Genomic DNA, 23,323 nt, shown 5'->3' with positions numbered 1-23,323 from the left:
CACTCCTTATTGTTTGGATTGAAAATGTGATGCTACGGCATCGGCAAGCGTCAGATTCTGCCCGCCCTGTGCGCCGCCTTGTTGCCCGCCTCCGGCTCCGAAACGGAAGCCGCCTTGCTGTCCACCCTGACCACCTTGCCCGCCTTGAGCGCCGCCCTGGCCTTCTTGTCCACCGCCTTCAGGCTTGAACAGGTAAGCGTCAGAGGTCTTCAGCGCCGTCAGTTGTTCATCCAGACCCACCAGCTTGCCATCATCGGTCATAACCAACTTTGTCTTATCCAGCAGGCCAGTGACGTGCTTCTCGTTATGCACCTTACCAGTGATTGCAGCAGTGATGGCGTTATCCACCTTGATTTGCTTCAGATTAGCCTCATACTGCTCTGTGGCCGCCTTATTATCGGTCTTGAGCTGATCAATCTGCTTCTTCAGATCTTCTGACAGGCCGGCCGCCTTGCTCAAATCCTCAATCTGCTTATCGCGATCAGCGACATCCTTCTCAGCTTGCTGCTTGGCAGCGGAAACATCGTTATACTGCGACTTCGGAACAAAATGCTTCGGCAGCTCCTTGTTCACATCACCGATCATCGCTTCAATTGCTGCATCATCCAGCCCTGCAGCTTTCAAAAGTGCTTTCAACCAATCCATTAATATCACCCTCCATAGATTTATATAGCTGCTCTCCAGCTAGGGGAGTGAACTGTTATGCTCCAGTTCCTGAGCAAATAGGCCACGGCAGTCTCAACCGTGGCCTAGCTTGGCGGTATTCGTATTTTTTCCCGGCTGTAATCTCGCCGCAGCTCGGGGTTGGCCTTTAGGTGAGTGCGGAGCGCACCCTGCCACTGCTTCACCTTGGCCTCTGCTCTGGCCTGGTTCGCCGGGTCTATGCTGCCCGCTGCACGGCGCTTATACATACGCACCTGGCGCTCCATGTACCTTTGCCTCTGCTCCTGCTTGTAGCTGGCAAGTGCTGCGGTATTGTCTACCGGCTCCGGCATCCGGCTCATGCCTGGAATAAACGTGGTCATGTTATGCCGACAGTTCGGGTGAAACAACCCGTTTGCCATAGCCGTACTAAGAAGCGGATACGGACCGTCAGAAGCCTTACCGCCGCTGTACACATCATCAATGTACACCTTGCCCTGCCAGGGCAGACACAGCTCTGAGCAGTTACTATGTGCCGATACCGCGACAAAAGGATTACCCATCTGCTGCCGCTTGGCTCCCTCTCCGGCAAACACAGCTCGCTGGGAAGAGGTCCGCAGGTACATCTCAGCGTAAGAGGCAATATTGACACGGCGGCCGTCCCTATAGGTGATGCAGTCCAATCCCTTGTCAAGAAAATCCCCGGTTGCCTTGTCAATTGCTTGGTCCAGTGATAGTGCCCCGCTGTTGAAATAGACTTGACTCTTGAAAATGGTCTGCCGGAACACATCGTCAGTCTGCCGCAGAATCGCCTGGTTAGCCGCTCTCAGCTCCTCCTGAGCAGCAGAGGCCAGCGCATTGATACGGTGTTCGTTAGCCTTAAAGAAATTGCTGTCATCAATGGCGTCCTGTTTGGTAGGGATCACCTTGTTCCACAGCTTCTTGAACAGGCCGCCTACCCTGGACACCCCGCGTCTGAACGATCCCTTGATTTCCTGTTCCACGGTTTCGTCAATCTCCGGTACCGCCTTATTGACGATCCGGGACGCCTCCACACGGTATTGCTTCAGATCTTCCAGCTTGCGCTGCTGCCACTGTTCCCACTCGAAGCCCTCTTTCTTCTCCTCATTCTCATGCCGGGTCAGATTCCGCTTCATGCTGGCTATCAGGTCAATTTCCATCTGGGCATAAATACCGCGAAGATCATAGGCTTTCTTACTCATTCAGCACCGCCAGGATCTTCCTCTTTAGGATCACCAGGAGGCTTATCACGGTTAACACCTGGCTCATCTACTTCCAGTAAGCCCTGTTCCTCCTTAAGCCGCCGAACCTCTTCAGCCTTTTCTTCCTTGGTCCAGGTGTCGCCGTACATTTCTTCTACAGCGCGTTCGATTGACATGATCTGAAAGGTACGGGCTTTACCTACAATCTCAACGACACTACCGAAGTCTGGCGCTGCGTACTCTCCGAATTTGATACTAACCTCATATTCCCCGGCTGCCCGCTGCTGCAGCAAATCACAAACCTGAAGCGCCAGCTCCACCAGTTGCGGAATGACCTCATTCAACCGTTCAACGATCTTTCCCCGGGTGTACAGTGTGGCCTTCTCCTTCTCTCTCTGAGCCTCGGCATTGTCGGTCTTCTTCAAGTCAATGCCCAATGTGGCCGGGCTCATGATGCCCTGCAAGCACATGTCCAGCGCAGAAGAATAAGAGCCTAGATAGGCTTCATACTGGATTTGAGCCTGCACTGATTGAATCTGGCCTTTGGCATCTTCACTTAACGCTGACCGTAGCTTTATAAAGCGATTATCGAAGGAATTTGGCTGCATCGGAATTCCGCTATTGGGGTCACGCGGCACCATATCCTCCGGGATATAGTCCTTGACCCGTCCGGCCCGTATGGCATCCCACCATTGACTTACCGCTTCATCCAGCGCATCGAAGCTGTCACCCTTGCCGTCGAACAGCGATTTGCCGCGTCCTGGCCAAGTGGAGGATTTAAAGAAGCGGAGCGGGACAGCCAGCATAAAGTCTCCGTCATACTCAATGTCCTGATAGCCCGCCAGTTCCGGAACAGCGGACAGCGGCACTTCCTTTCCCTTCTCATCAGTCAACGTATAGCGGATGTAGCCCGGCCCATACGTCTCAATAAGCCGGTATGAATTGTCCTTGAGGGTGTACCAACTGCTGAAGATGATTTCCTTCAGTCGGCCGCGCTCCCGCTTGTACTCGACGCCATCCCCGGCAAAGAACTCGATAAGCGGGTATTTGCTGACTTTGTTGTCATAGCTGAGCTTGAACGCTCCGTCACCCTCTACCAGCGCTTTAACGATGGCCTCCGGTAGCAGCTCTGAGAAGTTGTTATCCTCAGCTATCTCTTCCCATACATCCGTTTCTCCCTGCTTCTCAAGCGTGATGCTGTCCATGTCCGCGACTACGATATCAGCCAGCCGATCCGCCATGAGCGCTGGCAGTCCGCTGTGCATCTTCCGGATAGACATACCTTGTGATGGAGTTGCCGCCCAGAACCGCGTTTTGCCTGTTGTGTCGCCAACGCTGGACATTTGATGGTAAAACTGGTCAAGCTCTGAAGGATCTCCACGATACCATAGCCTATTGCGCAGCACTGAAGCGCTGTAGCTATACGGTTCACGGATTGTGATAATTTGCGATTCCTGAGCCGGGACAATCTTCAGCATTTTCATAACCATATTCTTAAACCACCCCATTTCTATACCTCCAGTCTCTTCTTGAACGGCTGCACGGCATATTCGCTGCTGTCCAGGCAGTCCACGGGGTAGCTGCCATCATCAGTCCGTACCCATTCACCCTTAACGCGTTCCTCTTCGTTCCAAGTCGCGTTTTCCAGCGCCTCTTGCCATGGCTTCAGGTGACTCATGACCTTGTAGCGACCCTGATTGATCAGGATATTGGTCAGCCGTATGCGGTCCACAATGCCCTCTTTCTTGTACGCTGCGTTCACTGTGATGAAGATTTTACGGCGCTGCAGTTCATTGTGGAGCGCCTGCCGAAACAGCTTATCTGCGGACTCTGCGAAGATATGAGCGCACGCAAAAAAAGCGGGATACGTTTTACCCCACTCCTCAATCTTATCGACAATTTCTTTGGCGTACCTATCATGCGTGTAGCCGTTTGACTTGCCTTGCTTATGGTAATAGCCATCCAGCAGCACAACGTCCTTATAGCGGGCGCTGAATCCTGTCAGCGTGGCGACTGTGGCGTCAGTTCCACCGATATCAATCCCAACTGAAAACTCAATCCATTTGAAATCATTAACCTGTTCGCGGGTGACAATGACGTCCTTGACCGTGTAGCCGGTGTACACCCGGCCAGTGGCTGCCGTGCGCATCCCTTTGATATCAGCCTTGTACCACAAACTGTCCTTGTCATACGTGGCAAGAACGGCTCTTAGCTGCTCGTCTATGATCGAGAGATTATCAAAGACAGTGAAGTGTGCGTAATTGTACCTCGGATTGCGGCCTGCCTTCTTCTCCTGGTCCTGATAATCCAGGAAGTCGCGGTAGAACCAATGTGCCGGTGGCTTTGGGTTAAGATCGAAAAACAACTGCCTGAAGCTGCTGGCCAGAGTACGGTCAATTGCTTCCTGCACAAAGCTCTGATGGCACTCGTTAACCTCAGTGATATACACGGTACCGTAGGAGTTACCCTTGATCCGCGCCGCGTCATTGGCCTTCCCGCCGCCTGCGATAATAACAACCTTCTCGCCGGTCTTGGTTTGGATATAGAGCGCATCGCGGTTCTGATATTCGCCTTCCCGGCAGCGGCCAGCAAAGAGCCATTTCAGTCCGAATCCATTGGAGTCTATGGCGTTCATCTTGGCAGCGGCCAAAGAAACACCAGCGACCAAATGCAGCTTATCCGGGTGGACCTCCAAGCACATAGCGTAGGCGATCAGGTTAATGATGTTCTTTCCTGCCCGCTTACCGCCCTCAGCCACGTTCAACCAACTGTCTCGGCACGCCGCAATATAGTTACTCTGCTTGGACGTCAACGGTGCATACGGGATTAGAGCCGCCTCACTCATCGTCAATCACCCGCTCAGGAACTGGATTGTTAATCAGATCCGCAAGAGCGGTAATCTGGTTATTGAAGTCCTTGGGGTTAGTATTCGGAACCTTGGCCTTCAGAACTGCAATACGGGCTTTCTGTTCCTCTGTAGCCAGATCCGTCTTCAGGAGCTCATCATACTGCCTAATCATACCCTGTAGTGTCGTCATGGCCCGGCTCTGTGCTGTGAGGAAGGATGCTTGTTTATCCCAAGCCTGTTGGACTTCCCAGCGCTGTTCATAAACACTATCCCCGTTCTTCTCGCCGACTAATGTCGTGGTCATGTCCTGCTGATCCTTAACATACATGATCTGCTGAGCCCGGATGATGGCCATGTACTGGATCATGATATTGTCCCACAGAATATCCAGTGGGGCGCGTGTCTGGAGCTCCTGCATGATGGCTAGCGACTCCGCAGGCAGGTACTTGCTGAACAGCCCGTGCTTCTCGGCGTTCTTATTACGCTTCGGTGCCGCCCCGCCTTTATTGCCTACGGCGTTCTGATTGCCTGGTGGTGCACCTCCACGGTTAGGGTGCACCCTATCCGTAGCGGGTGCACCCTTTTCGCGGTTCCAGCCGTGGCGCTTCTTCCATGACTTCACAGTGTTCAGAGAGACGCCGTATTTTTCAGCAATTTCTTTATATTTCATGCCGGACATATAATCCTGTTCGGCCAGTATGGAAGTTTCAGCCATGCTGCATTTTCACCACCTCCGGCGTTGTGTTTGTTTCGAATTATAATTTGTCATGGACTGGTAGCTGAAAAAGTTGTAAAATATATACTATTTACAAGGAGGAAGGTCTGTGTTACATCAGAAAAGTATGAATCCTATTCTGGAACAGGAATTACCACCGCCCAATGAACCTCCAGAAGAAGCACCTCCACAAGAACCAATTCCTATTACAGAAGATTTACCAGTTGCTAGTCTAAAAAAGAGATTTTACGAATCGACACATTGTGATTTATATTTAAATCCCAAAACTAGAAAAATAACTTGGACCGTCAAAGGTGATGCACCACAAGAATTAATAATTATCTTAAGCGAAATTACTTATCTTCAAAATGTTACAATAGCTGAAGTAAAGAGGTCTTTAAGAATAGGTTGCTTAAAAGTACTGCAAGATGCATTAGTTACATCACTACTCTTAATACAAAATAATATTCAGACAGATTACCACTTGGAATATGCAAAGAAATATGTTGAAGAGAAAAAGAATGATCCCAAGATAATTTTATACAATGGTCCCTTCTATGAGATATCTATAGATATAGAGCAAGAAGAAATTCATCTTTGGACAGATGGCGATTTATCAAGTGCTCAAATAATATCTAAGAATGAGTTTAATAGAATTAATAACATTATTCAGATTTACTTAAAAGGAGAACAAAAAAAGCTGGCTAATAGACAACTCGCTTCATCACTTTGTGCTGCTTTTGAGTCAAAAAGCTCTGATGATGCAATAAAATACTTATCTAATGTTGAAGGTTTTGTTTATTCTAGGGCGTCTGTTTCAGCAAAAATTAAGCATTTCAGCACTACTAGCTTAATAACCTTTGTATTTCTTATTGTTGCTTATTTTTTTTACCCTAGAATACATGATCAGAATATGCAATATATTGGTTTGGGGGCTCTATCAGGAATTATGGGCGCCTTCATTTCAATTACACAAAGAAGTGATCGGATTACAGTTGATTTTTCGATCCCAGCAAAACTTTTTATTGTTCAAAGTTTGACAAAACTTGTAATGGGCTTGATTTTTGGTATTATAACCGTTTTTTTCATTAAATCTAGTATCTTTTCGTTAATTCCGCAGGATAATTTTTATGCGTTAACAATTATTTCTATTGTTGCAGGCTTTAGCGAGAGATTCATTCCTGATTTATTAGATAAAGTTTCTAAAAATTCAAGTGAAGATGTTTAAGAAAAACCTTAAAAGAGCCCCCATTGCGGAGGGCTCTTAATTTTAGTCATACGTATAGCACTGTAGGTTGTGCGACATGTTGTGCGACAGTACGTGCGACAAAACTCACAAAAATTCCTTGGTAATCTTATTTCTAGCCCGATCTACGTACATACGTACGGTGTTTTTGGACAATTCCAGCTTACCCGATATCTCCAGAAGCGTCAAGCCCTGCGCCATATGCAGTAGGAAGCAAGTCCGCTCTCTATCACTCAGCGCCAACAGCGCATCTACCAGCCGCAGCCGCTCGGCCTCGGTAATCTCCTTTGCCGATAGCTTGATATAAATCTCACGCTGCCGGTACACGTCTGTTCGCTCTGCCCCTCTGCGGCTCCCTGGCCGCCTACCGCGCCGCATCCAGGTTAGCGCGTATCTCATGTCTGCCAGCATGCCAGAAACGGTTTCAGCCTCTTCTGCGGCTACCGGGTCCTTCAGGTCCAACGTGTCCCGGTACCGCTCCAGGGTATGGGTCTCTGAGGCATACTGACTGATCAGGGTTTCGATCCAAGTTGCTTTGATAATACTCATGCGCTCGCCTCCAATCTTGCTTTAAGTGCTGTAAGCAGCCGGTCCTGTGTGGTCGCCTTGGCTTCCAGGGCAGCCATGACTTCCTCGTCCATACCACCCTGTACTACCAGGTGATGCAGAATGACCTTCTGTTTCTGGCCCTGTCGGTGTAAACGTCCATTTGCCTGCTGGTACAGCTCAAGGCTCCACGTCAAGCCGAACCACACGACATGGTTCCCTCCGTCCTGCAGGTTAAGCCCGTATGCCGCGCTGGCTGGATGCGCCAGCAGAATGTCCACCTTGCCAGCGTTCCAGTCCAGTTGATCCTGTGGTGTCTTCAGTTCCCGTATTCGCAAGTTCGATTTCTCTAGCGCCTTCAGAATCCGCTCTTTGTCATGCTGGAAGTTGTAAAACACAAGTGCCGGCTTGCCATTTAGCTGTTCGACCAGCTCCAGGAAAGCCTCAATCTTGCAGTCGTGCAGCTCCATGATACGCCGATCCTCATCGTACACCGCACCATTACACATCTGAAGTAGCTTGCCCGTCAGCACTGCTGCGCTGGTCGCCGTGATCTCGGTATCTTCAAGCTCAAGCAGCAGATTCTTTTCCATTCGCTTGTACTGCGCTGCCGCCTTATCATCCAGTACCACTGGTATGACATTCGTGATGCAGTCGGGAAGATCCAGATAATCTTCAGCCTTCATGCTGATACACAAATCAGCAATCTTGCGATGAATGATCTCATCGGCTCCCGGCTTAGCCATGTAACCGTGTCCGTTATAGTTCCGCTCAAAGTACACTGTTCGGTAACCTGTTATATTCTTCTCCAACCGGGCGCCCTGGTCCAACAGGAACACCTGGGCCCACAAGTCCAAAAGCCCATTCGGGGCCGGTGTGCCCGTCAGCCCCACAATACGTTTGATATGTGGCCGTACCCAAGTCAGCGCTTTGAAGCGCTGGGCTTGATGGCTTTTGAAGCTGCTCAGCTCGTCTAGCACTACCATGTCAAACGGCCAGGCGTTCCGGTAATACTCCACCAGCCATTTGACGTTATCACGGTTAATCACCCAAACGTCGCCCGGTGTGTTTAGCGCCTTGATGCGCTTCTGAACACTCCCCAGAACTGGGATAATCCGCAGGTGCCTCAAGTGCTCCCATTTGGCAGCCTCGTTACTCCATGTGGCTTCTGCCACCTTCTTGGGCGCAACCACTAGGGTGCGGCGGATGGCGAATCGGTTATATTTCAGGTCATTGACTACGGTTAGTGTAATTACCGTTTTCCCCAGGCCAAGGTCCAGGAAGAGCCCCAGCGCCTCCTCTATGATCATCCGCGAAATGCAGTACCGTTGATAGTTATGTGGGTTAAAGACACTACGCTGCTGCACCGCCGGACTCATGCTCTGGCCTCCTGTAGAAAGGCATCCACTCCAGCTTTGCTGTCGATCACCCACACAGTGCAGCCCAATGTATCAAGCTTACGATGCTGCACTACCTGCAGCGGCGAAGGCTTTCCGCCGGGCGCCTTAAGTTCTACGAAGTGCACACGGTTAAACGGCAAGATTACTATCCTGTCTGGCACACCAGCGTTCCCCGGGCTGGTCCACTTGTAGGCGATGCCGCCAGCCGCTTTAACCTGCTCCCGTAAATATTTCTCAATGTCGCGCTCCCTCACTTGACAAACCTCCTCATTCTGTGTTACGCGTGCGCGCCTCATGCGTGCGTAACTTTCTAGTAATTAGGCGTATTAGGCGTTATACGTATATGCCTAATATCTATAATTCTTTAATTTCTTATTTATATAGTTTTAAGTGTCAACAGTGACAACAAAGTATATATAATATAGATTATATAAGGGTTTTAGCGGTTGACGGTTACGTTGACATTGCCGTTGACACCTAAAAATCTGTCACGCCGTAATTGTTGACGCTTCGTGAGTTGTCAACACTGGGCTGTCAACCGTCAACAGCCGATTTCCGTCTGAACCCACGTTGAAATTCATATGGTCCGAAACGCCCGCGATAGTCTTCCCACCCAGGCATTGACGCTAGAATGCCGTTGATCTCCCGGGCGTCCGTCTGCTTCATAAACTTAATGTCCGACTTGAAGCATTCACACCATACCTCAGCGGCACACACCCGATCCCGGGGCCCCGCCTGCCCTTCGTGGGGTCTCCCAAATTCGCCGCCCCAGTACATTAGCCTTGTGGCCACATCGCGCTTTTGCCAGTCTTCTGGTACCGGACGTTCCACGAAAGCCTGAATAATCCCTTCCTTTACACTACTTTCCCGGTGCTCATCCTGCTGCTGCTTCGACAGCTCCTCGGCCTCTCCGGATAAATACAAAGGCTCTCCTAGCTGCCAGCGGACAAAAGCCTCTGCATAAATCTGGTCCACCTCCCCGGCTAAGTCCCGGAACACGCTTTTCACTGGCTGCAGAAGCCCTACATCCACAGGCCAGAAACGCCGGTTACCCGTCCGGTCCCGTAGAAACTCACTGTCATTGGTGGTCCCGAAGAACACACACCGCCGTGGATAGGGCATTGTCCGCTTTCCGTAGGCTTCGCGGTAGATATCCTCTGTACGGCTCAGGAACTGCTTGACGCTGTTCGTTTCTGCCTTGCTCATCCCCGTCAGCTCGCCCACTTCGTTGATCCAGATGCCCTGAATCATTTCGCAAGCCTCTTTCCCTTCGAAGGTGGTTAAGCTGTCGGAATACCAGCTCTTCCCCAGCAACCGCAAGAAGGTTGATTTACCTAATCCCTGCGGCCCCGCCAAGATCGGCATATAATCGTATTTGACTCCCGGCACCATAGCTCTGGCCACAGCAGCCGTCAAGGACTTACGGGACACCGCCCGGGTGTATACGTTATCCTCTGCGCCCAGGTAATCCCGCAGCAGCGTGTCCAGACGCGGCACGCCATCCCATTTCAAGCCTTCCAGATACCTCTGCACATCATTGAAACGGCGCTTATGCGTGATCAGGGCCAGGGCGTGATTGATCTTCGCTTCTACGGCAATGCCATACACCTTTTCGGTATAGTGGTAGATTCCCGCGTCATCGGATGATGCCCACGGCCGCCGCTCCTCCCTGGCATCCCACGGTAGACTCCCGAGCACCAGCCCCCGATTGGCGAACTCATCAAAGGCAATCTTATCCCTCAGTGCCGGGTCATACTCCAGCACGATCAGTAAATTGTCCACCGTCTTCAGATACATGCCATTGCTATTAATCTCTAGCCGCTGCATCCAGTTCAAATCCTCTGGAGCTACCGGCAGCGCAGGCCCTGCCCCGTTGAACTCTGTGACGGCCTTTTCGTACCTCTCCTGCTTCAAAAGCCCCGCAACGGGCTCCAGCTCCAGCGCGAAAGCAGTCATGGCCGAATAGGAAGGAAGCTTATTCGTCGGCGTCCCCGCCTTGGCCTCATCGTCCTGAGCGCCGAACCGGTGCAACCGCACCAGGTCAAAGCTGTTGACCAGGCGGCCACTCGTCGGGTCCGTGGCATGATGGCTGTACAAGAACTGGCCATCGTCGTACACTACGGCCCCGCCCACCGTGGAGCCACCGGCAAAGGTCAAACGCCCGCTGCCATCGTCCGTCTCCAGGTAGGCCCCCGGCAGAAACGCAGCAATGGCCTGATGGATATCGTAGGTCCGGCAGAACGCGCCGACGATACCGGATTTACTCGAAGGGTCCCCCTGCTTGGCGGCCAGGCGGACATGTGCCTCACTGGCACCGGGCACCTGTGGCCACTCCGTCACATTGCGCCAATCCCGGTACATGGCCAGCAGGCCATCGGCAGACACAAACGGCTTATCGCCATAGGTGTAAACATATTGGCTGTCTGCGCTGCAGCTTGGCCAATACATCAGCCGTGAAGCTTCGAACGTAGTCGGGTCGCAGAGCTCAAGACCAAGGATCTGACCCAGCTTCCTAGCAAGTGGCTCATATTCATCGGCTGTTACGGTCCGATCCGCTGGCACTAGCGCCCGGAGTCGGGGCTTAGCCTCTTCATGCTTTCGGGTGCTGTACACAGCATAGGCACAGCCCAGAGCCTCCAGCCGACGTAGCACGTCTGCCGTACCACCTGCTGGAATACTGTCCAGGTCAAGCGTCAGCACGTCACGGCTGATAACTGCATTGGCCTTACGCCGTCCACCGTCCAGCGTACCAGCTACAAAGCCGCCCACGTCTTTTAGGTCATCCTGCTGACTCTTGGGCAGCGCCAGGTACTGCGCCAGCGTCTCCGTGCCGCGCGTAGCGACCCGCAGCCGCTCGACCAGCTCAGACCACATTAGAGTCTGAGCGGGCCAGTGTGTAGCGCGGCGGCTGCCAGCCGCTGATATGGTAATTGATCTGTTATAATTCACAGGGCATACCGCCTTTGGTCGTTAATCAAGTTGGATAATAGGTAAATCAGATAAGTGCATCCGCTGGTAGTCTGGAATCTGAGTAAGCTCAATTTCTCCCTTGCTGCGACTGAAAGGATCATCATGAAAAATAATCAAGTAGGGGTTAAACGGATTTCTTATCCGCACGTCTACGCGGCGACCTTTTAGCTTACGGAGCATTTTGCTCAGCAGATCATAATCCAGAGTGATCTCTCTGCCGTCCAAATGGACAACCACCGGGGAACCCTTCACATCATTTGGATAGGCAGCAATTGCTTTTGTTTTGAATGTGTAACGCACCTGCTTGTCGATCTTCTGCCGTTCTTTCTTCAATAATTCATTCGCCCGCTTCCGCGCGGCTTGGCTCTGTGCCTTTTCTTCTATAGTAAGCGGCCGCATAGCATTCAACCTCGTTTCTGAAATATCAGTGCATTAATGTCGCCGCGCTGCTGCCGCAGAGTCTGTACGCCTCGCCGCCCACGTTCCTGATGCGAAATCAGTGGCTCTGATGCCGCCCGCTCCCAATCCCAGCCGCTTTCCACGCGCTTTCGGAACGTATTGCGGGAAATACCGTTTGCGGCAGCCTGGTCGATCAGCGATTGAGGATACACACGTTTCGCTGGATTACATTCGCGCATCTTAGCCGCCCTCTGCGCTTGAGACAGCATAGGCTGAGTAGCCGCACGCTCTGGGCTCCAGCCTTTACTTACGCGGTTGTAGAAAATACGCTCAGGGATACCGTTCTGCTTCGCAACAGGTAGCCATTTCTTGCGGGAATACTGCCGTTTCGGCGGCAGCGTAATAGCTAACTCTTTTGACCACCCAAGGGCCCACACTCGCTTTTCTAACGTTCCGCGCTTAATCCCATTGGTCTCGGCGCGGGCATAGTCATCGGGTGAAATGTAGAAGTCGTACCCCATTTGCGTTGTCGCCTCCTTGGCGGCGGCGCTGGCAGAAGAACAAACACTTCGCCAAGCACCTCGCCGCTCTCATTGGTGATAATGTCCCAAGGAACATCTTGAAAGAATGGGTCAATCCTCATCCGGATCAGCTTCTTCTTTGACAGGCCATGCATCCAAGTATTGTTTAGCATCTTCCCAGATGGCCTGATAGATTTTTTCCTTGATCTCTTCTTCAGTCAGGCCGACAAGTTCAGCATCGGCGAGTTCAGTGTCTCCCTCGTCCGATCCCAGGCTTATGTTATAGTGAATGATCACGTTAATTCGCCTCCAGTTTTTGTTTATAGCTACTGCGGTAGAAATCCACAAAACCGTCCTTTTTGAGCTTTGCATACTTCACCCGGCAGACATGTTCCGTCTTACCGAGGGAGAAGGATAGAGTCCGAACATCATCCACACCGTAGAAAGTGCACAGGTACTCCAAATCCTCCTGACTGAAGGGCTTGCCGTGGTTCGGGTGGAAATCTGGGTGATACTCCATCCTGCCGCTACTGTCATATGTGATGCCATCCAAGACATCATCCGGATGCGGGGGCATCGCCCCACGTTCAAATCGCTGACCCATATACTCACCTCATTAGGAAATTAGGTGTTTCCTTAATCATCCAAATGAATTATGATAAATACTAGATTTATCCCCCCCGGAAGGGTCACCGACCTCTGTGCGCCTAATAAGCGCCTAAGGTGATTTCGCCGTTAGCGTCACCTGTACTTCAGGATAAGGGGGCATCATTCTAATGAAATTTAAACTTTCATTTGAAGTAACGCCAGATTTCGTTTGGAAGCTTACTAAGCTATCAACCGCGTTGCTGGTGTGGTACGAAATCCTCCGTTAGGAGGATTTTTTGCTGTTTAATCCTTCATATAAAAGTCGGTAACGAATCCCGCGCCCTTTAGTGGAAGCCCCGGTGCCCAAGCTACTGGCTCACTCATAAGTGCAAGCACCTTATCCAGATCCTCCGGCCGATCCGATTCGATGCCAAGCTCGTCATGCACATGGAGCACAGTGTCATAACCGGCCTGCTCGGCTCTGACCAGCGTTACGGCTAAGCAGTCCCGGGCAATAGCTTGAACAATGTTTTCAACAAGCTTGCCCCCGTATGTGGATATCAGCGTCCACTTGCCTGTCTTCTGATCCGGTCCCATGTAGTGGAGCGCCTGCTTACCAAAGTCATTCTGCGCCAGGCGCGGCTCTACGTAATAGAGCTTGCGGCCACTTGGGAGCTGAACCGTAAAGAAATCCAGCTTATTGCCATGATGGCTCTCCCTGGCAAAGATAATCCCTCGAACGCCTACCGGCATTCCGGTTTCCATAACCTCAATGGCTGCACGTTCAAAAGCGAACCACAGATCACAGATACGCCGATTGGCGTTGCGCCACCGGGTTACAATCTCCGGCAGCTCATCCTCTGTAAGCCCCATAACCAGGGCCCCCATTTGAATCAGTGCACCTACAGCTCCCTGATACCCCAGCGCCAACTCTGACACTTTCCCTTTCTGCCGCAGTTCCTTATCTACTTCTTCAAGTGGCACGCCGAACATGGCAGATGCCGATGCCTCGTAAATCTTACCGTGAGTGGCGAACACATCCAGCCGCCACTGTTCTCCGGCCAGCCAGGCAATGACCCGGGCCTCGATTGCGCTAAAGTCAGCCACCAGCAGCTTCTTGCCTTCTGGAGCCACAAACGCCGTCCGAATCAGCTGGGAGAGGGTATCCGGCACATTGCCGTACATGAACTTGAGCATATTGATATTCCGATCAGCAACCAGCTGCCGCGCAAAAGCCAATGTTTCCATCTTGTTCTTCGGCAGGTTATGCACCTGTACCAATCGGCCCGCCCAGCGCCCTGTGCGATTGGCCCCGTAGAACTGCAGGAGTCCACACACCCGACCATCCTCACAAGCTACTGTCTTCATGGCCGCGTACTTTTTGGTGCTGGTCTTGGACAGCTCCCGGCGGATCTCCAGAACCCGCTTGGCCTTGCCTTCCTCCACGGTATCAATCAGTCCGGATACAGTATCCTTTTTCAGATCCTCAACCTCTTCCCCGATCTCCTCGGTCAGCCATTTCTTGAGCTGGGAAACGGACTTCGGATTATCCAACCCGGAAAGCTGTACGGCCTCTTTGGTCAGTTCTGCAGTAATCTGCTGATCTATGGCCAGCGCTCCCTCTACCAGATGAAGGTCGCAGGCAATGCCACGGGCGTTAATCCGCTGATCCAGCTGCCACAGCTGCCATTCCATTTCTGGGACAGGGAACACCGATAGCCGGCGAAGGATCTCCATTTCAGCCACAACGTCATTCACGCAATACTCTTTAAATAGTTGCCATTTCTCAGGCTCGTGGTGCGGCAGCGTTCGGGTACGAAAGCCGTTAGACTTCGCCGGCTTTTTTATCGGTACGCAGAATGTTCGAATCAGCGAACCGCCTACGCCCATTTTTTTCTTATCCTGTGGCAACCCAAGCGCTTCTCCTGCTTTCCCCAGCCCTGCCGGATACCCGCAGTACAGACCGTGAATCTGTGTGCAGCGCCACTGCTCGACTGGTGACGGCCAGAATTTATTGAGGCTGTACCACTCAAAAGCGGCGTTGTATGCGTGTTTAATGACGTTTGGATCACTTAATGCTGTGATAACTTGCTGTGGAATTTGCTCACCCTGGGCCATATCCACGATCTGAACTGGACCACTATTGAAAGAGTAAGCAAACAGGAGGATTTGAAAAGCAGGGGATTGCACATATCTGTACAATCCCGCTTTCTTGATGTCTATATCACTGTAGGTTTCAATGTCGATACTGAGGTGGTGAATTAAATCCCCCATACGCCGCCACCTGGCAGAGGTCTACCTGTGATGGGGTCAATCTGTTGTGCCGGCGGCTGCTGACCGTATCCGGGCTGTGCAGAGGGTTGGCCGTAGCCTTGCTGTGGCTGTTGTGGCGCTTGACCATAGCCCTGCTGCGGAGCCTGACCGTAACCCGGTTGTGCCGGTGGCTGTTGACCATAGCCCTGTTGTGGTTGCGCCGGAGGTTGTTGGCCGTATCCCTGCTGTGCTGGAGGCTGTTGACCATAGCCCTGCTGCGGCGGAATCTGATCCCAGCCTTGCGGGGCTGGAGCCGGGGTATAGCCAACGCCGCCGCCATTCCCGCCAAATGCCTGTTCTGCGCTGATCCGTCCGGCCAGAGGCTCACCGTCCGCGACCTTTTGAACCGGACCAAGTCCTGCACCTACCCCGCGATTGCCACTATTGTCAAAAGGGTAGAAATTAATGTTCACCCGGGCATACACGCCGGAATAGATATCACTTTGATTGACAATCGGGTTCAGGTTAATATCCACCACTGCCTGCTGCTGCTTGCTGCTAGCGGTCAGAACCCAATGACCTTTAGCTTCAGGTCCAAACGGCTCCCCGTTTTGCCGCAGTCCATCGCCATCCCATACCGGGAGCTTTGGCTGTGGAGGACGTGCGCCCTTCCAAACGCTGGTCACTCCTTTTTCAAGCGCAGCATTAACCGCAGCATTGATCCGCTGCATCGTCGCGTAGTCACTCTTAGGAATAAGAATTGTTGTGCTGTATTTAGGTTCCTGGCCGGGCTTATTCGCGTGTGGCTGGAAAAGGTGAACAAAGCTGAGTCTGACCTGTCCTGTGGTTACTGCGGTTGTATCGACTTGATTCATGTTGTGTATCCTCCTGTGATTTGGATTATGATTGCTCCGGCGGCGTACTGAATACGTCTTCAGGTTTAATAAAGATATAAGCAGGCCGCTTGTCATCTGTTGGTGCCAGTGTCGGGGCGCCTGGACGCTTCACCACATGGCCCGCATCTTCCAGCAACTCCTTGTAGACCTTTTTGGTTATTGCCGTCTCGACTTGCGGTGGCGTCAACGGTTTGCGCTCATACAGCACAGCCTCGTCAATGCCTTGCTCTTTGAGATAGGCAAAAGCTTTATCTAGATCGGCATACTCTCGGCTGCCGCGCCCCTCAACAGCCTTCCAGCCCGGCAGCTCCGTACCTTTAAGTACTTCGGCCAAAGCCAGAGCCTTAATAGCGTTGTACCAGCTAACAATACCCTCACCGCGCCGCAAAGCGTCTGCGACCTCTTCCCAACTGATTAGCGGCGGCTTCTTTGGTACGATAGTTTCAAGAGATAGCAGGCTCTCCACCCGGGCGCGGCACTTCTCTTTCGCCCTGCAGAAGCCGCAGTGCGACCCAGGAACATATTCGCCCTGGCCATTAAACGCCTGCAAGGCAATTGGCTTGATGCTCTCCCCCCAGGCCAGCAGATCCGCTGCAGACAGCGACCACTCGGACGGCTGGTCCCATACCTTCGGCTGCACGATGGCCAGATGCACGGTATCAATCGGGAATAACAGCGAGAAGGCTTTAAGCGCACCAAGTGCGTAAAGCTTCATCTGCGGGTTATCCTCCGCCGGCACAGGCACGCCTTGACCGTTTTTATAATCGATCACGTGGAGTTGGCGGCTACCAACAATAATGCAGTCAGATGTGCCGAAGCCCTCCGGCGCATAGTCGCTATAATCCACTTTGCGCTCAATGGCCACAAATGGCGGCGAAGGGAACGAATGAACGATCTTCTGTACATAATCCAGATAGGCATTTGTGTGGTCCTCCATAACCGGCTCATACAGTGCGTTGGCCTTGAACTTCTTCAATGCCGCGTTATACGTACGGGCAGGCATTTTGTCCGTGAAAGCTTTCCGCAGCTTTAGCTCACTGATCTCATGGGCCAGGGTGCCGCGTTTGGCGGCCTCACTCTCGGTATCCGGAAGCGTCTCTTCCAGGCGGGCACTCGGCGGGCAGTGCAGCCAGCGGTGTGACGCGCTGGCCGACAGTAGGGCATGAGCCCGTTCTGCATGTGCAATCTCCGCCGCCATTAGATCTTGGCCCCTAAAGACCGCAAGAATGTGGCGAAGTCGCCGTAAAATTTCGGATCAAGGGTAGTTAGTGAGTTGGCCCCGTGCTGCTGCAGCCATCCAATCAGTTGGCCAGAATGCCCGGCATCCATTACTGGCTGAGTGGCTACGCCAAGTTGATCAAGCGTGTACGTGGGTGTAGAAGTCGGTACCGCACCGCCAGGAGCTTGTTGCTGGCCATAAGCCTGCTGCGCTGGAGGCTGCTGAACATACCCCTGCTGAGGTTGCTGCGGTGCCTGCCACTGTTGCGGCTGGCCATAACTCACGAAATCCTGCGTTGAAGGTTGTTGCGGCTGAACAGGCGGAGCTTGAACTGTTGGAGCCTGAACGACAGGGTTTGTCGCTTCAGGGGCTGCGGAACCAGACATTAAGGAATGAAGGGACATAAATTCTTGGTGGGCTTGCTTGGCGTTATCACCAGTGATGTTAATTTGTACGGGCATAATGATCCTCCTAATTAGTTAGAATAATTGCTTTCAATCGTTGACCAATCCCTAGCGACGGCTCGCAACGTGTCCTTTGCTGTTTCTTCCCGCTCCCGAGCTTCCTGCAGCAGATCCAGATCACACAGATCCGTTACCGCATCCCTGATCAGTCCGTCAATCACGTCCGGCCGCAGTGCGTCCAACTCCCAGCACTCATGCCCAAACTCTGCAATATAGCCAGTTGCCCGGCTGTCGGTCAGCTTGGTTGGGTTGGGCGGCGGGGCATATTCTTCGATTTGGTCATAGTTCAAGGCAATTCGCTGGAATTCTATCATCACCCCGAACAGCTCCAGCCTATCGCAGATATCCCGGCTCATATCCTTACCGCTTGGGTCATGGTCGCCTAAATGGATAATGTGAACATCCTTTTGCCCAGCGAAGGCCTCCAGGCGTTGAGCAGCTGCCCACATTTCGGACTGAGACACATATCCTCGGCAAGAGAAATAAGGAATATCAAGTTCCTCGCAAACCTGGCCCACAATGCCGACCAAGGCGTCTTTCTCCACCCAAACCTCCACATAGTTGTCTTGGTCTGCCCACTTGTCAAAAGCGAAGGAATGAGCAGCCGAGTAGATGATGGAACCAGGGGAACTCCAGTGACTATTTTTCCTAAGGTTCCGGGTCCGGTCCTCAATAGCCGTCCAGTCAATCAGGCCGGACATTCGGCCATCTGAAATGAGGTTTCCGAGATTCTTGTAGCTTCGTTCATTGTTGGGGATGATATCCCGTGAAACGAGCTGGTAATATACCTGCCGCAGAGTCAGGGAATAGCCCATTTCTTGATATTCGTGAATGATGGCATTAACCTGTTCGATAAGTCGAAGACTTTCAGGCCGAAACTTGATTTCCCGATAACAGATTTTTGACATTGCTTCTCCTCTCAGTCAGTGTTACACTGACCTCATCATAGTTTGACTTGCAATGACCTGACGGCTCCTACCCCGTTGGGTCATTTTCATGTTGTTCAGCATCACCCCTTTCAAGGTTATCGTCTGCCTTGATCACCACAGCGCCGATCCCCTCACACAGACAGTTATTGCCGCAGTACAGGTCTTTGCCGTGTTTCACAACACGCTGACCAAACATGATTTCTCCCTGACAATTAGGGTTCGCGCAGTAGTCAATGACTTCAAGCGGATTCGTTACTTTGCTCATTTGCCCGCCTCCATTTCGGCAATTTCCTTATCCAGCCACCACAGCGCTGCCTCCGGCTCATCGACGATCAGCCTGCCGTTAAGTAGCTGCCACCGTCTCCGCCGAAGCTCCAGCCGGCACCATACGTGATCAGCTGATACGGCTTGCTGGTTAATGATCATGGGGTAGATCCTTTCTCGGCGGCTTCCGTTTCCTGTTTCAGAATCTCGTTCACGACGATCCGCGCCCACATGTTCGTCAGTCGCTGCGGCTCTGGGTGCGACACAAACTCCACAGTTGCATTAATCCTAGCCTTCATGGACGGCCTCTCTTTCCATGCCGAGCATATCGGCAATAAGCGGCTTTTGCTTTTCTCCAGGACGGGTTCCTTTTAAGATTTCAGAAACGTAGGTGACCGAAACGCCAAGCTCTTGTGCTACATCCTTCATCTTGATGTTTTTCTGAAACATTACCTTGCGTGCCTCTGCACCAAAATCACTGTAATGCAGCATATTTTTGACCTCCTTCGTTAAAAAATGTAAAAAATAAGCTTAATTGTTGACTCAAGACCGAAAATATTCTATTATCGGTAAGAAGGCACAATCAAATAAACGTCGTTGGGGAACGATTTTAAAAGTGGGATACTATCCCTCTGGTTTTTTGTTGCCTTTTTTGCCATCAATTAAGCTGTTGATGTAATAATAACCGAATATTTAGATTCGGTCAATAATCAAAAACTAAAATTTAGATTTTTTTATCTTTGAAGGGAGTTTCTCAACGTGGCAATAGTCGAAAATATAAAGTTTCTATGTAATCAACAAGGTATTACAATACCTAAACTAGGGATCGAGCTAGGGTTTGGAAACGGGGCTATTTACAATTGGGATAAAAGTTCACCGTCAATAGATAAAGTCGTTAAAATAGCAGATTACTTTGAGACAACTACCGATTTTGTGATTTTCGGGTTTGATAGGGAGATATCACAGCTGATAAGAGACTTAGCAGAAACCTCAGACGGAAGGCTCCACTTTACTGGAGACATAACAAAGGCATTAGGCCATAAATTTGAGCCGTTAAAGAATGAATATTATGACGTACCCTTAGATGTTATCAACCCCTATGAACTGTTAGCTCTCATAAGAGAGGTTCCATTAACAACAGCCTTTAAAAATGATCTACTTAAGGTTCTCAATGAGGTGAAAACGGATTTCGATAATCATAACTCGCAAGCACACGTGGCTGAGGGACCTCTGCTTGAAGAAGATTGGACAGAAAAAGAGCTTGAGGAGATTGAACGGTTTAAGGAATTCTTGCGAATGAAAAGAAGCTAACACGTAGATACTGGAAAGCTGCGTCAAAGGAGGATACATATGTCGGCAACCAACAAATTAATTCGTGCCGTGGCATATCCACGTTATAGTTCTGATAATCAACGGCAAGAATCTATAACAGCCCAAATGCGGGCTATTAAAGCCTACTGTCAGCAAAAAGGATACGTTCTGGTGAATACATACCCGGATGAAGAGAAAACGGGAACAACCGATAGACGCCCAAATTTTCAGAAGATGATTAAGGATTCACAAAAAAGACTATTCGATGTCGTCATCGTCCATAAACTGGAACGTTTCGCACGAAACCGATATGATTCGGCGCACTATAAGCGCATATTGAAACGAAACGGAGTCCGAGTAGAGTCTGTTCTGGAACAATTGGATAGCTCCCCTGAATCGGTTATCCTGGAGTCTGTGCTAGAAGGCATGGCTGAATATTACTCCCTCAATCTTGCTCGAGAAGTTCGCAAGGGACTGCGTGAGAATGCAGAAGTGGGCGCCCATACTGGCGGCCGGCCACCTTATGGATTGAAGGTAAACCCTGAATCTCGCTTATTGGAGATAGACGAAAAAACCTACAAGGCCGTACAAATATATTTTGATGGCATCGACGCTGATCTCCCAAACGATCAGATCGCGACGATCTTGAATGATAAGGGGTACCGGACCCTTAACGGTAGAAAATTCACAAGTAGCAGCTTTGCTACTTGGGGACAAAACCGTAAATATAAAGGGGACTACACTTACGATGTTTCGGCCCCGAAGGATGAAGACGGAAAACGAAATACCAACAACAAAAAGCCACAGGAAGATCAAGTACTGAAAGAGGGAACCATTCCAGCTATCATATCATCGGAGCAATGGGATAGGGTGAGTCAAAAGCTTCAAGAGCGAAAACGAAAACCAGGAAGGATGAAGGCCAAGGTGAATTATTTACTGACTGGAAAAATCGTTTGTGGAAACTGCGGGGCGCTTTATGCAGGGAACTCTTATACCAACAAAAAGAGCAGCGATGGCACGGTGCTGACTTATTATAAGTGTCAGAATAAATGCGGAAATACCAGCATACGGAAAGATGATATTGAAGACTTGGTATTACGTCGATTGCTTGATAATTGTTTCTCGGAGGAAAGCGTCCGTGATATTGTGGAACGGGTACAAGAATTATATCAGAAGGAGAAACAACAAAGCCTCGACGAAGTAGAGCCGATCAAGCGCGAGCTGGCCGAACTGAAAGGCAAGCTGAATAACTGGGTCGAAGCATTAGGCGCTGGTGTTAAATCTGTCATCGACAACATCAAGCAAGCAGAGCAGCGGATAGAGGTGCTTGAATATGAATTGCAGCGAGCCGATCTGCTGCGAACAATGACCATTTTGGATGAAGACTATATTCGCAAAGTAATTGAAATGAAAAAGAACCTGCTGCTCTCCGACGATGAAGACGGAAAGAAACAAGTTCTTCAGGAATACGTTGACCGTGTAATAATCCAGCCATCCAAAGACATAAACAACTTTGATGTTAAGATCACGTACAGGGTTTTTACCAATGGAGCCGAGGGGAGTCGAACCCCTGTCCGAAGATAACGGCACATAAGTTTCTACGAGTGTAGTTACAGTTTTGATGTCACCCGAGTATCGCCCCGTAACCGGCTATACGTTGGGTCAGCCTGATTGTCTTCTTCTGCTGACCCCAGGCGGAGACCAGACAGCGTATCCCACTACTTGTTAGCCCCTATCCCTGTCACATGGGCGATGCAGGGTAGAAGCACGCACACAGGCTATTAAGCTGCGAAAGCGTAGTTGTTTTGTTGTTTGCCGTTTAATAGGCTTTAGCGTTGATGAAGCGGACGCGTCCCCACTACTCGCTGCTCATGCTCGAACTACCCCCGTCGAATCCAAAAACGGCCCCTCATTAGAAAAGGGCGCTTCGGATCAAGCGGATCTTCCAGCAAGAGAGATCCAGGCAGCCTCTGTCTTAGATGACTGTCACGAAGCAAAAATCTTACTTACACAGTATAGCACATTTATCAACACTTTAACACGTGGGTTAAAGGAATTGAAGGGTAGATCTGGAACGGCAGGAAGAGCCGGGATACGGCTTATCTGGCGATCTTTTGTTTCTCGCGGAGCGCACGCTGGATATCGCGTTGAGCGTCTTTTTTGGCGGCGGTGTCGCGCTTGTCGTACTGCTTCTTCCCTTTACCCAGGCCGATCAGCAGCTTCGCGTACCCGTTGCGCACATACACCTTCAGCGGCACAATCGAGTAGCCTTCCTGCTTGGACTGTCCGAGCAGCTTGTGGATCTGCACCTTATGCATCAGCAGCTTGCGTGTACGTGTCGGGTCCGAGGGATTGTTGCGGTTCCCCTGTTCAAAAGGGCTGATATGCATGTTGTGCACATGAATCTCGCCGTTCCGAATGGTGGCAAAAGCGTCGCCAATGTTAGCGCGACCATTACGCAGCGACTTAATTTCCGTACCGGTCAGCACCAAGCCAGCTTCATAAGTGTCCTCGATAAAGTAATCATGGGAAGCTTTTTTGTTCTGGGCGAGCACTTTCCCGTCTGCTTTTTTACCCATGAGAGTCACTCCTTGAATCGAATTTCCCGTTTGAACAGAGTCAAACGTCAGATCTATATTGTATCAAAAGCGAGCGCGGGTACGCAAGGAAGGATGCTTCTCCCCAGGGCAATCGCTTACGGATTTCTTTAAACCCTTGCCTTCAAAATTTCAGGAATAAATAACTAATGTGGAATTTCTCAGACTGTTGAGAAACCCAATATTTCAATACGACACCGCATTCATTTGATTTGGTATAATATAGGTAATTTTGTAGGAAAGTGCGGTGTCTCATGTTAAACGAAAAGGATCAAGGGAATAGCGGGAAATA

General features: G+C 50.9%; 26 protein-coding genes and 1 other RNA gene. 3 read left to right on the top strand and 24 right to left on the bottom strand.

Annotated elements, in window-relative coordinates; translation table 11 throughout:
* Window positions 1-6: 6 nt before the first annotated feature.
* From AC0LWN_RS23365 to terS, 5 genes are all read right to left on the bottom strand, one after another.
* Window positions 7-645: a phage scaffolding protein gene (locus AC0LWN_RS23365; RefSeq protein WP_474669578.1), complete on the bottom strand. Its 639-nt coding sequence runs from the start codon at window positions 643-645 to the stop codon at window positions 7-9.
* A 104-nt stretch (window positions 646-749) separates the two neighbouring features.
* Entirely contained in the window at window positions 750-1,865 is a 1,116-nt protein-coding gene (locus tag AC0LWN_RS23360; protein ID WP_474669576.1) for a phage minor capsid protein, read from the bottom strand.
* Window positions 1,862-3,373: a capsid protein gene (locus AC0LWN_RS23355; RefSeq protein WP_474669574.1), complete on the bottom strand. Its 1,512-nt coding sequence runs from the start codon at window positions 3,371-3,373 to the stop codon at window positions 1,862-1,864. The genes AC0LWN_RS23360 and AC0LWN_RS23355 overlap by 4 nt, the downstream gene beginning before the upstream one ends.
* 2 nt (window positions 3,374-3,375) lie before the next feature.
* Entirely contained in the window at window positions 3,376-4,710 is a 1,335-nt protein-coding gene (locus AC0LWN_RS23350) for a phage terminase large subunit (RefSeq protein ID WP_474669572.1), read from the bottom strand.
* Window positions 4,703-5,428, bottom strand: a complete 726-nt coding sequence (terS, locus tag AC0LWN_RS23345) for a phage terminase small subunit (protein WP_474669570.1) — start codon at window positions 5,426-5,428, stop codon at window positions 4,703-4,705. Before terS ends, AC0LWN_RS23350 begins: the two co-directional genes overlap by 8 nt.
* 109 nt (window positions 5,429-5,537) lie before the next feature.
* Between terS and AC0LWN_RS23340 the strand changes: the two genes are divergently transcribed.
* A complete protein-coding gene (locus AC0LWN_RS23340; protein ID WP_474669568.1) occupies window positions 5,538-6,656 on the top strand; it encodes a hypothetical protein in 1,119 nt (372 codons plus the stop codon).
* Window positions 6,657-6,761: 105 nt separating this feature from the next.
* Here AC0LWN_RS23340 and AC0LWN_RS23335 read toward each other — a convergent pair whose 3' ends face one another.
* The 17 genes from AC0LWN_RS23335 to AC0LWN_RS23255 all read right to left on the bottom strand — a co-directional run bounded on the left by AC0LWN_RS23335 (window position 6,762) and on the right by AC0LWN_RS23255 (window position 19,615).
* Window positions 6,762-7,223 carry a sigma-70 family RNA polymerase sigma factor gene (locus AC0LWN_RS23335; RefSeq protein WP_474669566.1) on the bottom strand — a complete coding sequence of 154 codons (462 nt, stop codon included), beginning with the start codon at window positions 7,221-7,223 and terminating at the stop codon, window positions 6,762-6,764.
* Complete coding sequence (locus AC0LWN_RS23330) at window positions 7,220-8,599, bottom strand: SNF2-related protein (RefSeq protein WP_474669564.1); 1,380 nt, start codon at window positions 8,597-8,599, stop codon at window positions 7,220-7,222. The genes AC0LWN_RS23335 and AC0LWN_RS23330 overlap by 4 nt, the downstream gene beginning before the upstream one ends.
* The gene (locus AC0LWN_RS23325; RefSeq protein WP_474669562.1) at window positions 8,596-8,874 is read right to left on the bottom strand and encodes a PDDEXK family nuclease; all 279 of its coding nucleotides are present in this window, start codon (window positions 8,872-8,874) and stop codon (window positions 8,596-8,598) included. The genes AC0LWN_RS23330 and AC0LWN_RS23325 overlap by 4 nt, the downstream gene beginning before the upstream one ends.
* A gap of 280 nt (window positions 8,875-9,154) precedes the next feature.
* On the bottom strand, window positions 9,155-11,569 hold the full coding sequence (locus tag AC0LWN_RS23320) for a virulence-associated E family protein (protein WP_474669560.1): 2,415 nt from the start codon (window positions 11,567-11,569) through the stop codon (window positions 9,155-9,157).
* A 21-nt stretch (window positions 11,570-11,590) separates the two neighbouring features.
* Entirely contained in the window at window positions 11,591-11,923 is a 333-nt protein-coding gene (locus AC0LWN_RS23315) for a hypothetical protein (protein WP_474669558.1), read from the bottom strand.
* Window positions 11,924-11,994: 71 nt separating this feature from the next.
* Window positions 11,995-12,510 (bottom strand): hypothetical protein, encoded by a 516-nt coding sequence (locus AC0LWN_RS23310; protein WP_474669556.1) that lies wholly within the window; start codon window positions 12,508-12,510, stop codon window positions 11,995-11,997.
* Between the two features lie 111 nt (window positions 12,511-12,621).
* Window positions 12,622-12,807, bottom strand: a complete 186-nt coding sequence (locus tag AC0LWN_RS23305; RefSeq protein WP_474669554.1) for a hypothetical protein — start codon at window positions 12,805-12,807, stop codon at window positions 12,622-12,624.
* Between the two features lies 1 nt (window position 12,808).
* Window positions 12,809-13,114: a DNA-entry nuclease gene (locus tag AC0LWN_RS23300; protein ID WP_474669552.1), complete on the bottom strand. Its 306-nt coding sequence runs from the start codon at window positions 13,112-13,114 to the stop codon at window positions 12,809-12,811.
* A gap of 287 nt (window positions 13,115-13,401) precedes the next feature.
* Window positions 13,402-15,372, bottom strand: a complete 1,971-nt coding sequence (locus tag AC0LWN_RS23295) for a DNA polymerase (protein ID WP_474669550.1) — start codon at window positions 15,370-15,372, stop codon at window positions 13,402-13,404.
* Entirely contained in the window at window positions 15,360-16,226 is an 867-nt protein-coding gene (locus tag AC0LWN_RS23290; protein WP_474669548.1) for a DUF2815 family protein, read from the bottom strand. The genes AC0LWN_RS23295 and AC0LWN_RS23290 overlap by 13 nt, the downstream gene beginning before the upstream one ends.
* 25 nt (window positions 16,227-16,251) lie before the next feature.
* Window positions 16,252-17,445, bottom strand: coding sequence for a DUF2800 domain-containing protein (locus tag AC0LWN_RS23285; RefSeq protein ID WP_474669546.1), 1,194 nt, complete (start codon window positions 17,443-17,445; stop codon window positions 16,252-16,254).
* Entirely contained in the window at window positions 17,445-17,927 is a 483-nt protein-coding gene (locus AC0LWN_RS23280) for a hypothetical protein (RefSeq protein WP_474669544.1), read from the bottom strand. Before AC0LWN_RS23280 ends, AC0LWN_RS23285 begins: the two co-directional genes overlap by 1 nt.
* A gap of 14 nt (window positions 17,928-17,941) precedes the next feature.
* Window positions 17,942-18,838, bottom strand: a complete 897-nt coding sequence (locus AC0LWN_RS23275) for a hypothetical protein (protein ID WP_474669542.1) — start codon at window positions 18,836-18,838, stop codon at window positions 17,942-17,944.
* Window positions 18,839-18,905: 67 nt separating this feature from the next.
* The gene (locus AC0LWN_RS23270; RefSeq protein WP_474669540.1) at window positions 18,906-19,124 is read right to left on the bottom strand and encodes a hypothetical protein; all 219 of its coding nucleotides are present in this window, start codon (window positions 19,122-19,124) and stop codon (window positions 18,906-18,908) included.
* Window positions 19,121-19,285, bottom strand: coding sequence for a hypothetical protein (locus AC0LWN_RS23265; protein ID WP_474669538.1), 165 nt, complete (start codon window positions 19,283-19,285; stop codon window positions 19,121-19,123). The genes AC0LWN_RS23270 and AC0LWN_RS23265 overlap by 4 nt, the downstream gene beginning before the upstream one ends.
* Complete coding sequence (locus AC0LWN_RS23260; protein ID WP_474669536.1) at window positions 19,282-19,422, bottom strand: hypothetical protein; 141 nt, start codon at window positions 19,420-19,422, stop codon at window positions 19,282-19,284. Before AC0LWN_RS23260 ends, AC0LWN_RS23265 begins: the two co-directional genes overlap by 4 nt.
* Complete coding sequence (locus AC0LWN_RS23255) at window positions 19,412-19,615, bottom strand: helix-turn-helix domain-containing protein (RefSeq protein ID WP_474669534.1); 204 nt, start codon at window positions 19,613-19,615, stop codon at window positions 19,412-19,414. The genes AC0LWN_RS23260 and AC0LWN_RS23255 overlap by 11 nt, the downstream gene beginning before the upstream one ends.
* A 267-nt stretch (window positions 19,616-19,882) precedes the next feature.
* On the opposite strand from AC0LWN_RS23255, the gene AC0LWN_RS23250 reads away from it, so the two are divergent.
* On the top strand, window positions 19,883-20,434 hold the full coding sequence (locus AC0LWN_RS23250) for a helix-turn-helix domain-containing protein (RefSeq protein WP_474669532.1): 552 nt from the start codon (window positions 19,883-19,885) through the stop codon (window positions 20,432-20,434).
* A gap of 39 nt (window positions 20,435-20,473) precedes the next feature.
* Window positions 20,474-22,018, top strand: coding sequence for a recombinase family protein (locus AC0LWN_RS23245; protein WP_474669530.1), 1,545 nt, complete (start codon window positions 20,474-20,476; stop codon window positions 22,016-22,018).
* Here AC0LWN_RS23245 and ssrA read toward each other — a convergent pair.
* Both ssrA and smpB read right to left on the bottom strand, forming a co-directional pair.
* Window positions 21,979-22,343, bottom strand: a transfer-messenger RNA (tmRNA) gene (ssrA, locus tag AC0LWN_RS23240). The two genes, AC0LWN_RS23245 and ssrA, sit on opposite strands and share 40 nt — an antisense overlap.
* A gap of 190 nt (window positions 22,344-22,533) precedes the next feature.
* Window positions 22,534-23,013, bottom strand: a complete 480-nt coding sequence (smpB, locus tag AC0LWN_RS23235) for an SsrA-binding protein SmpB (RefSeq protein ID WP_458967115.1) — start codon at window positions 23,011-23,013, stop codon at window positions 22,534-22,536.
* Window positions 23,014-23,323 lie beyond the last annotated feature (310 nt).

This window comes from Paenibacillus sp. sgz302115, from assembly GCF_056120445.1.
The sequence above is the reverse complement of the archived record's forward strand: the minus strand, read 5'-3'. Positions and strand labels throughout refer to the sequence as shown.

What these genes read in the sequence shown, in the direction of transcription:
- AC0LWN_RS23365 (WP_474669578.1), bottom strand. Translation starts at nt 645, where the DNA reads ATGGATTGGTTGAAAGCACTTTTGAAAGCTGCAGGGCTGGATGATGCA.
- AC0LWN_RS23360 (WP_474669576.1), bottom strand. Translation starts at nt 1,865, where the DNA reads ATGAGTAAGAAAGCCTATGATCTTCGCGGTATTTATGCCCAGATGGAA.
- AC0LWN_RS23355 (WP_474669574.1), bottom strand. Translation starts at nt 3,373, where the DNA reads ATGGGGTGGTTTAAGAATATGGTTATGAAAATGCTGAAGATTGTCCCG.
- AC0LWN_RS23350 (WP_474669572.1), bottom strand. Translation starts at nt 4,710, where the DNA reads ATGAGTGAGGCGGCTCTAATCCCGTATGCACCGTTGACGTCCAAGCAG.
- terS (WP_474669570.1), bottom strand. Translation starts at nt 5,428, where the DNA reads ATGGCTGAAACTTCCATACTGGCCGAACAGGATTATATGTCCGGCATG.
- AC0LWN_RS23335 (WP_474669566.1), bottom strand. Translation starts at nt 7,223, where the DNA reads ATGAGTATTATCAAAGCAACTTGGATCGAAACCCTGATCAGTCAGTAT.
- AC0LWN_RS23330 (WP_474669564.1), bottom strand. Translation starts at nt 8,599, where the DNA reads ATGAGTCCGGCGGTGCAGCAGCGTAGTGTCTTTAACCCACATAACTAT.
- AC0LWN_RS23310 (WP_474669556.1), bottom strand. Translation starts at nt 12,510, where the DNA reads ATGGGGTACGACTTCTACATTTCACCCGATGACTATGCCCGCGCCGAG.
- AC0LWN_RS23300 (WP_474669552.1), bottom strand. Translation starts at nt 13,114, where the DNA reads ATGGGTCAGCGATTTGAACGTGGGGCGATGCCCCCGCATCCGGATGAT.
- AC0LWN_RS23295 (WP_474669550.1), bottom strand. Translation starts at nt 15,372, where the DNA reads ATGGGGGATTTAATTCACCACCTCAGTATCGACATTGAAACCTACAGT.
- AC0LWN_RS23290 (WP_474669548.1), bottom strand. Translation starts at nt 16,226, where the DNA reads ATGAATCAAGTCGATACAACCGCAGTAACCACAGGACAGGTCAGACTC.
- AC0LWN_RS23285 (WP_474669546.1), bottom strand. Translation starts at nt 17,445, where the DNA reads ATGGCGGCGGAGATTGCACATGCAGAACGGGCTCATGCCCTACTGTCG.
- AC0LWN_RS23280 (WP_474669544.1), bottom strand. Translation starts at nt 17,927, where the DNA reads ATGCCCGTACAAATTAACATCACTGGTGATAACGCCAAGCAAGCCCAC.
- AC0LWN_RS23275 (WP_474669542.1), bottom strand. Translation starts at nt 18,838, where the DNA reads ATGTCAAAAATCTGTTATCGGGAAATCAAGTTTCGGCCTGAAAGTCTT.
- AC0LWN_RS23270 (WP_474669540.1), bottom strand. Translation starts at nt 19,124, where the DNA reads ATGAGCAAAGTAACGAATCCGCTTGAAGTCATTGACTACTGCGCGAAC.
- AC0LWN_RS23265 (WP_474669538.1), bottom strand. Translation starts at nt 19,285, where the DNA reads ATGATCATTAACCAGCAAGCCGTATCAGCTGATCACGTATGGTGCCGG.
- AC0LWN_RS23260 (WP_474669536.1), bottom strand. Translation starts at nt 19,422, where the DNA reads ATGAAGGCTAGGATTAATGCAACTGTGGAGTTTGTGTCGCACCCAGAG.
- AC0LWN_RS23255 (WP_474669534.1), bottom strand. Translation starts at nt 19,615, where the DNA reads ATGCTGCATTACAGTGATTTTGGTGCAGAGGCACGCAAGGTAATGTTT.
- AC0LWN_RS23245 (WP_474669530.1), top strand. Translation starts at nt 20,474, where the DNA reads ATGTCGGCAACCAACAAATTAATTCGTGCCGTGGCATATCCACGTTAT.
- smpB (WP_458967115.1), bottom strand. Translation starts at nt 23,013, where the DNA reads ATGGGTAAAAAAGCAGACGGGAAAGTGCTCGCCCAGAACAAAAAAGCT.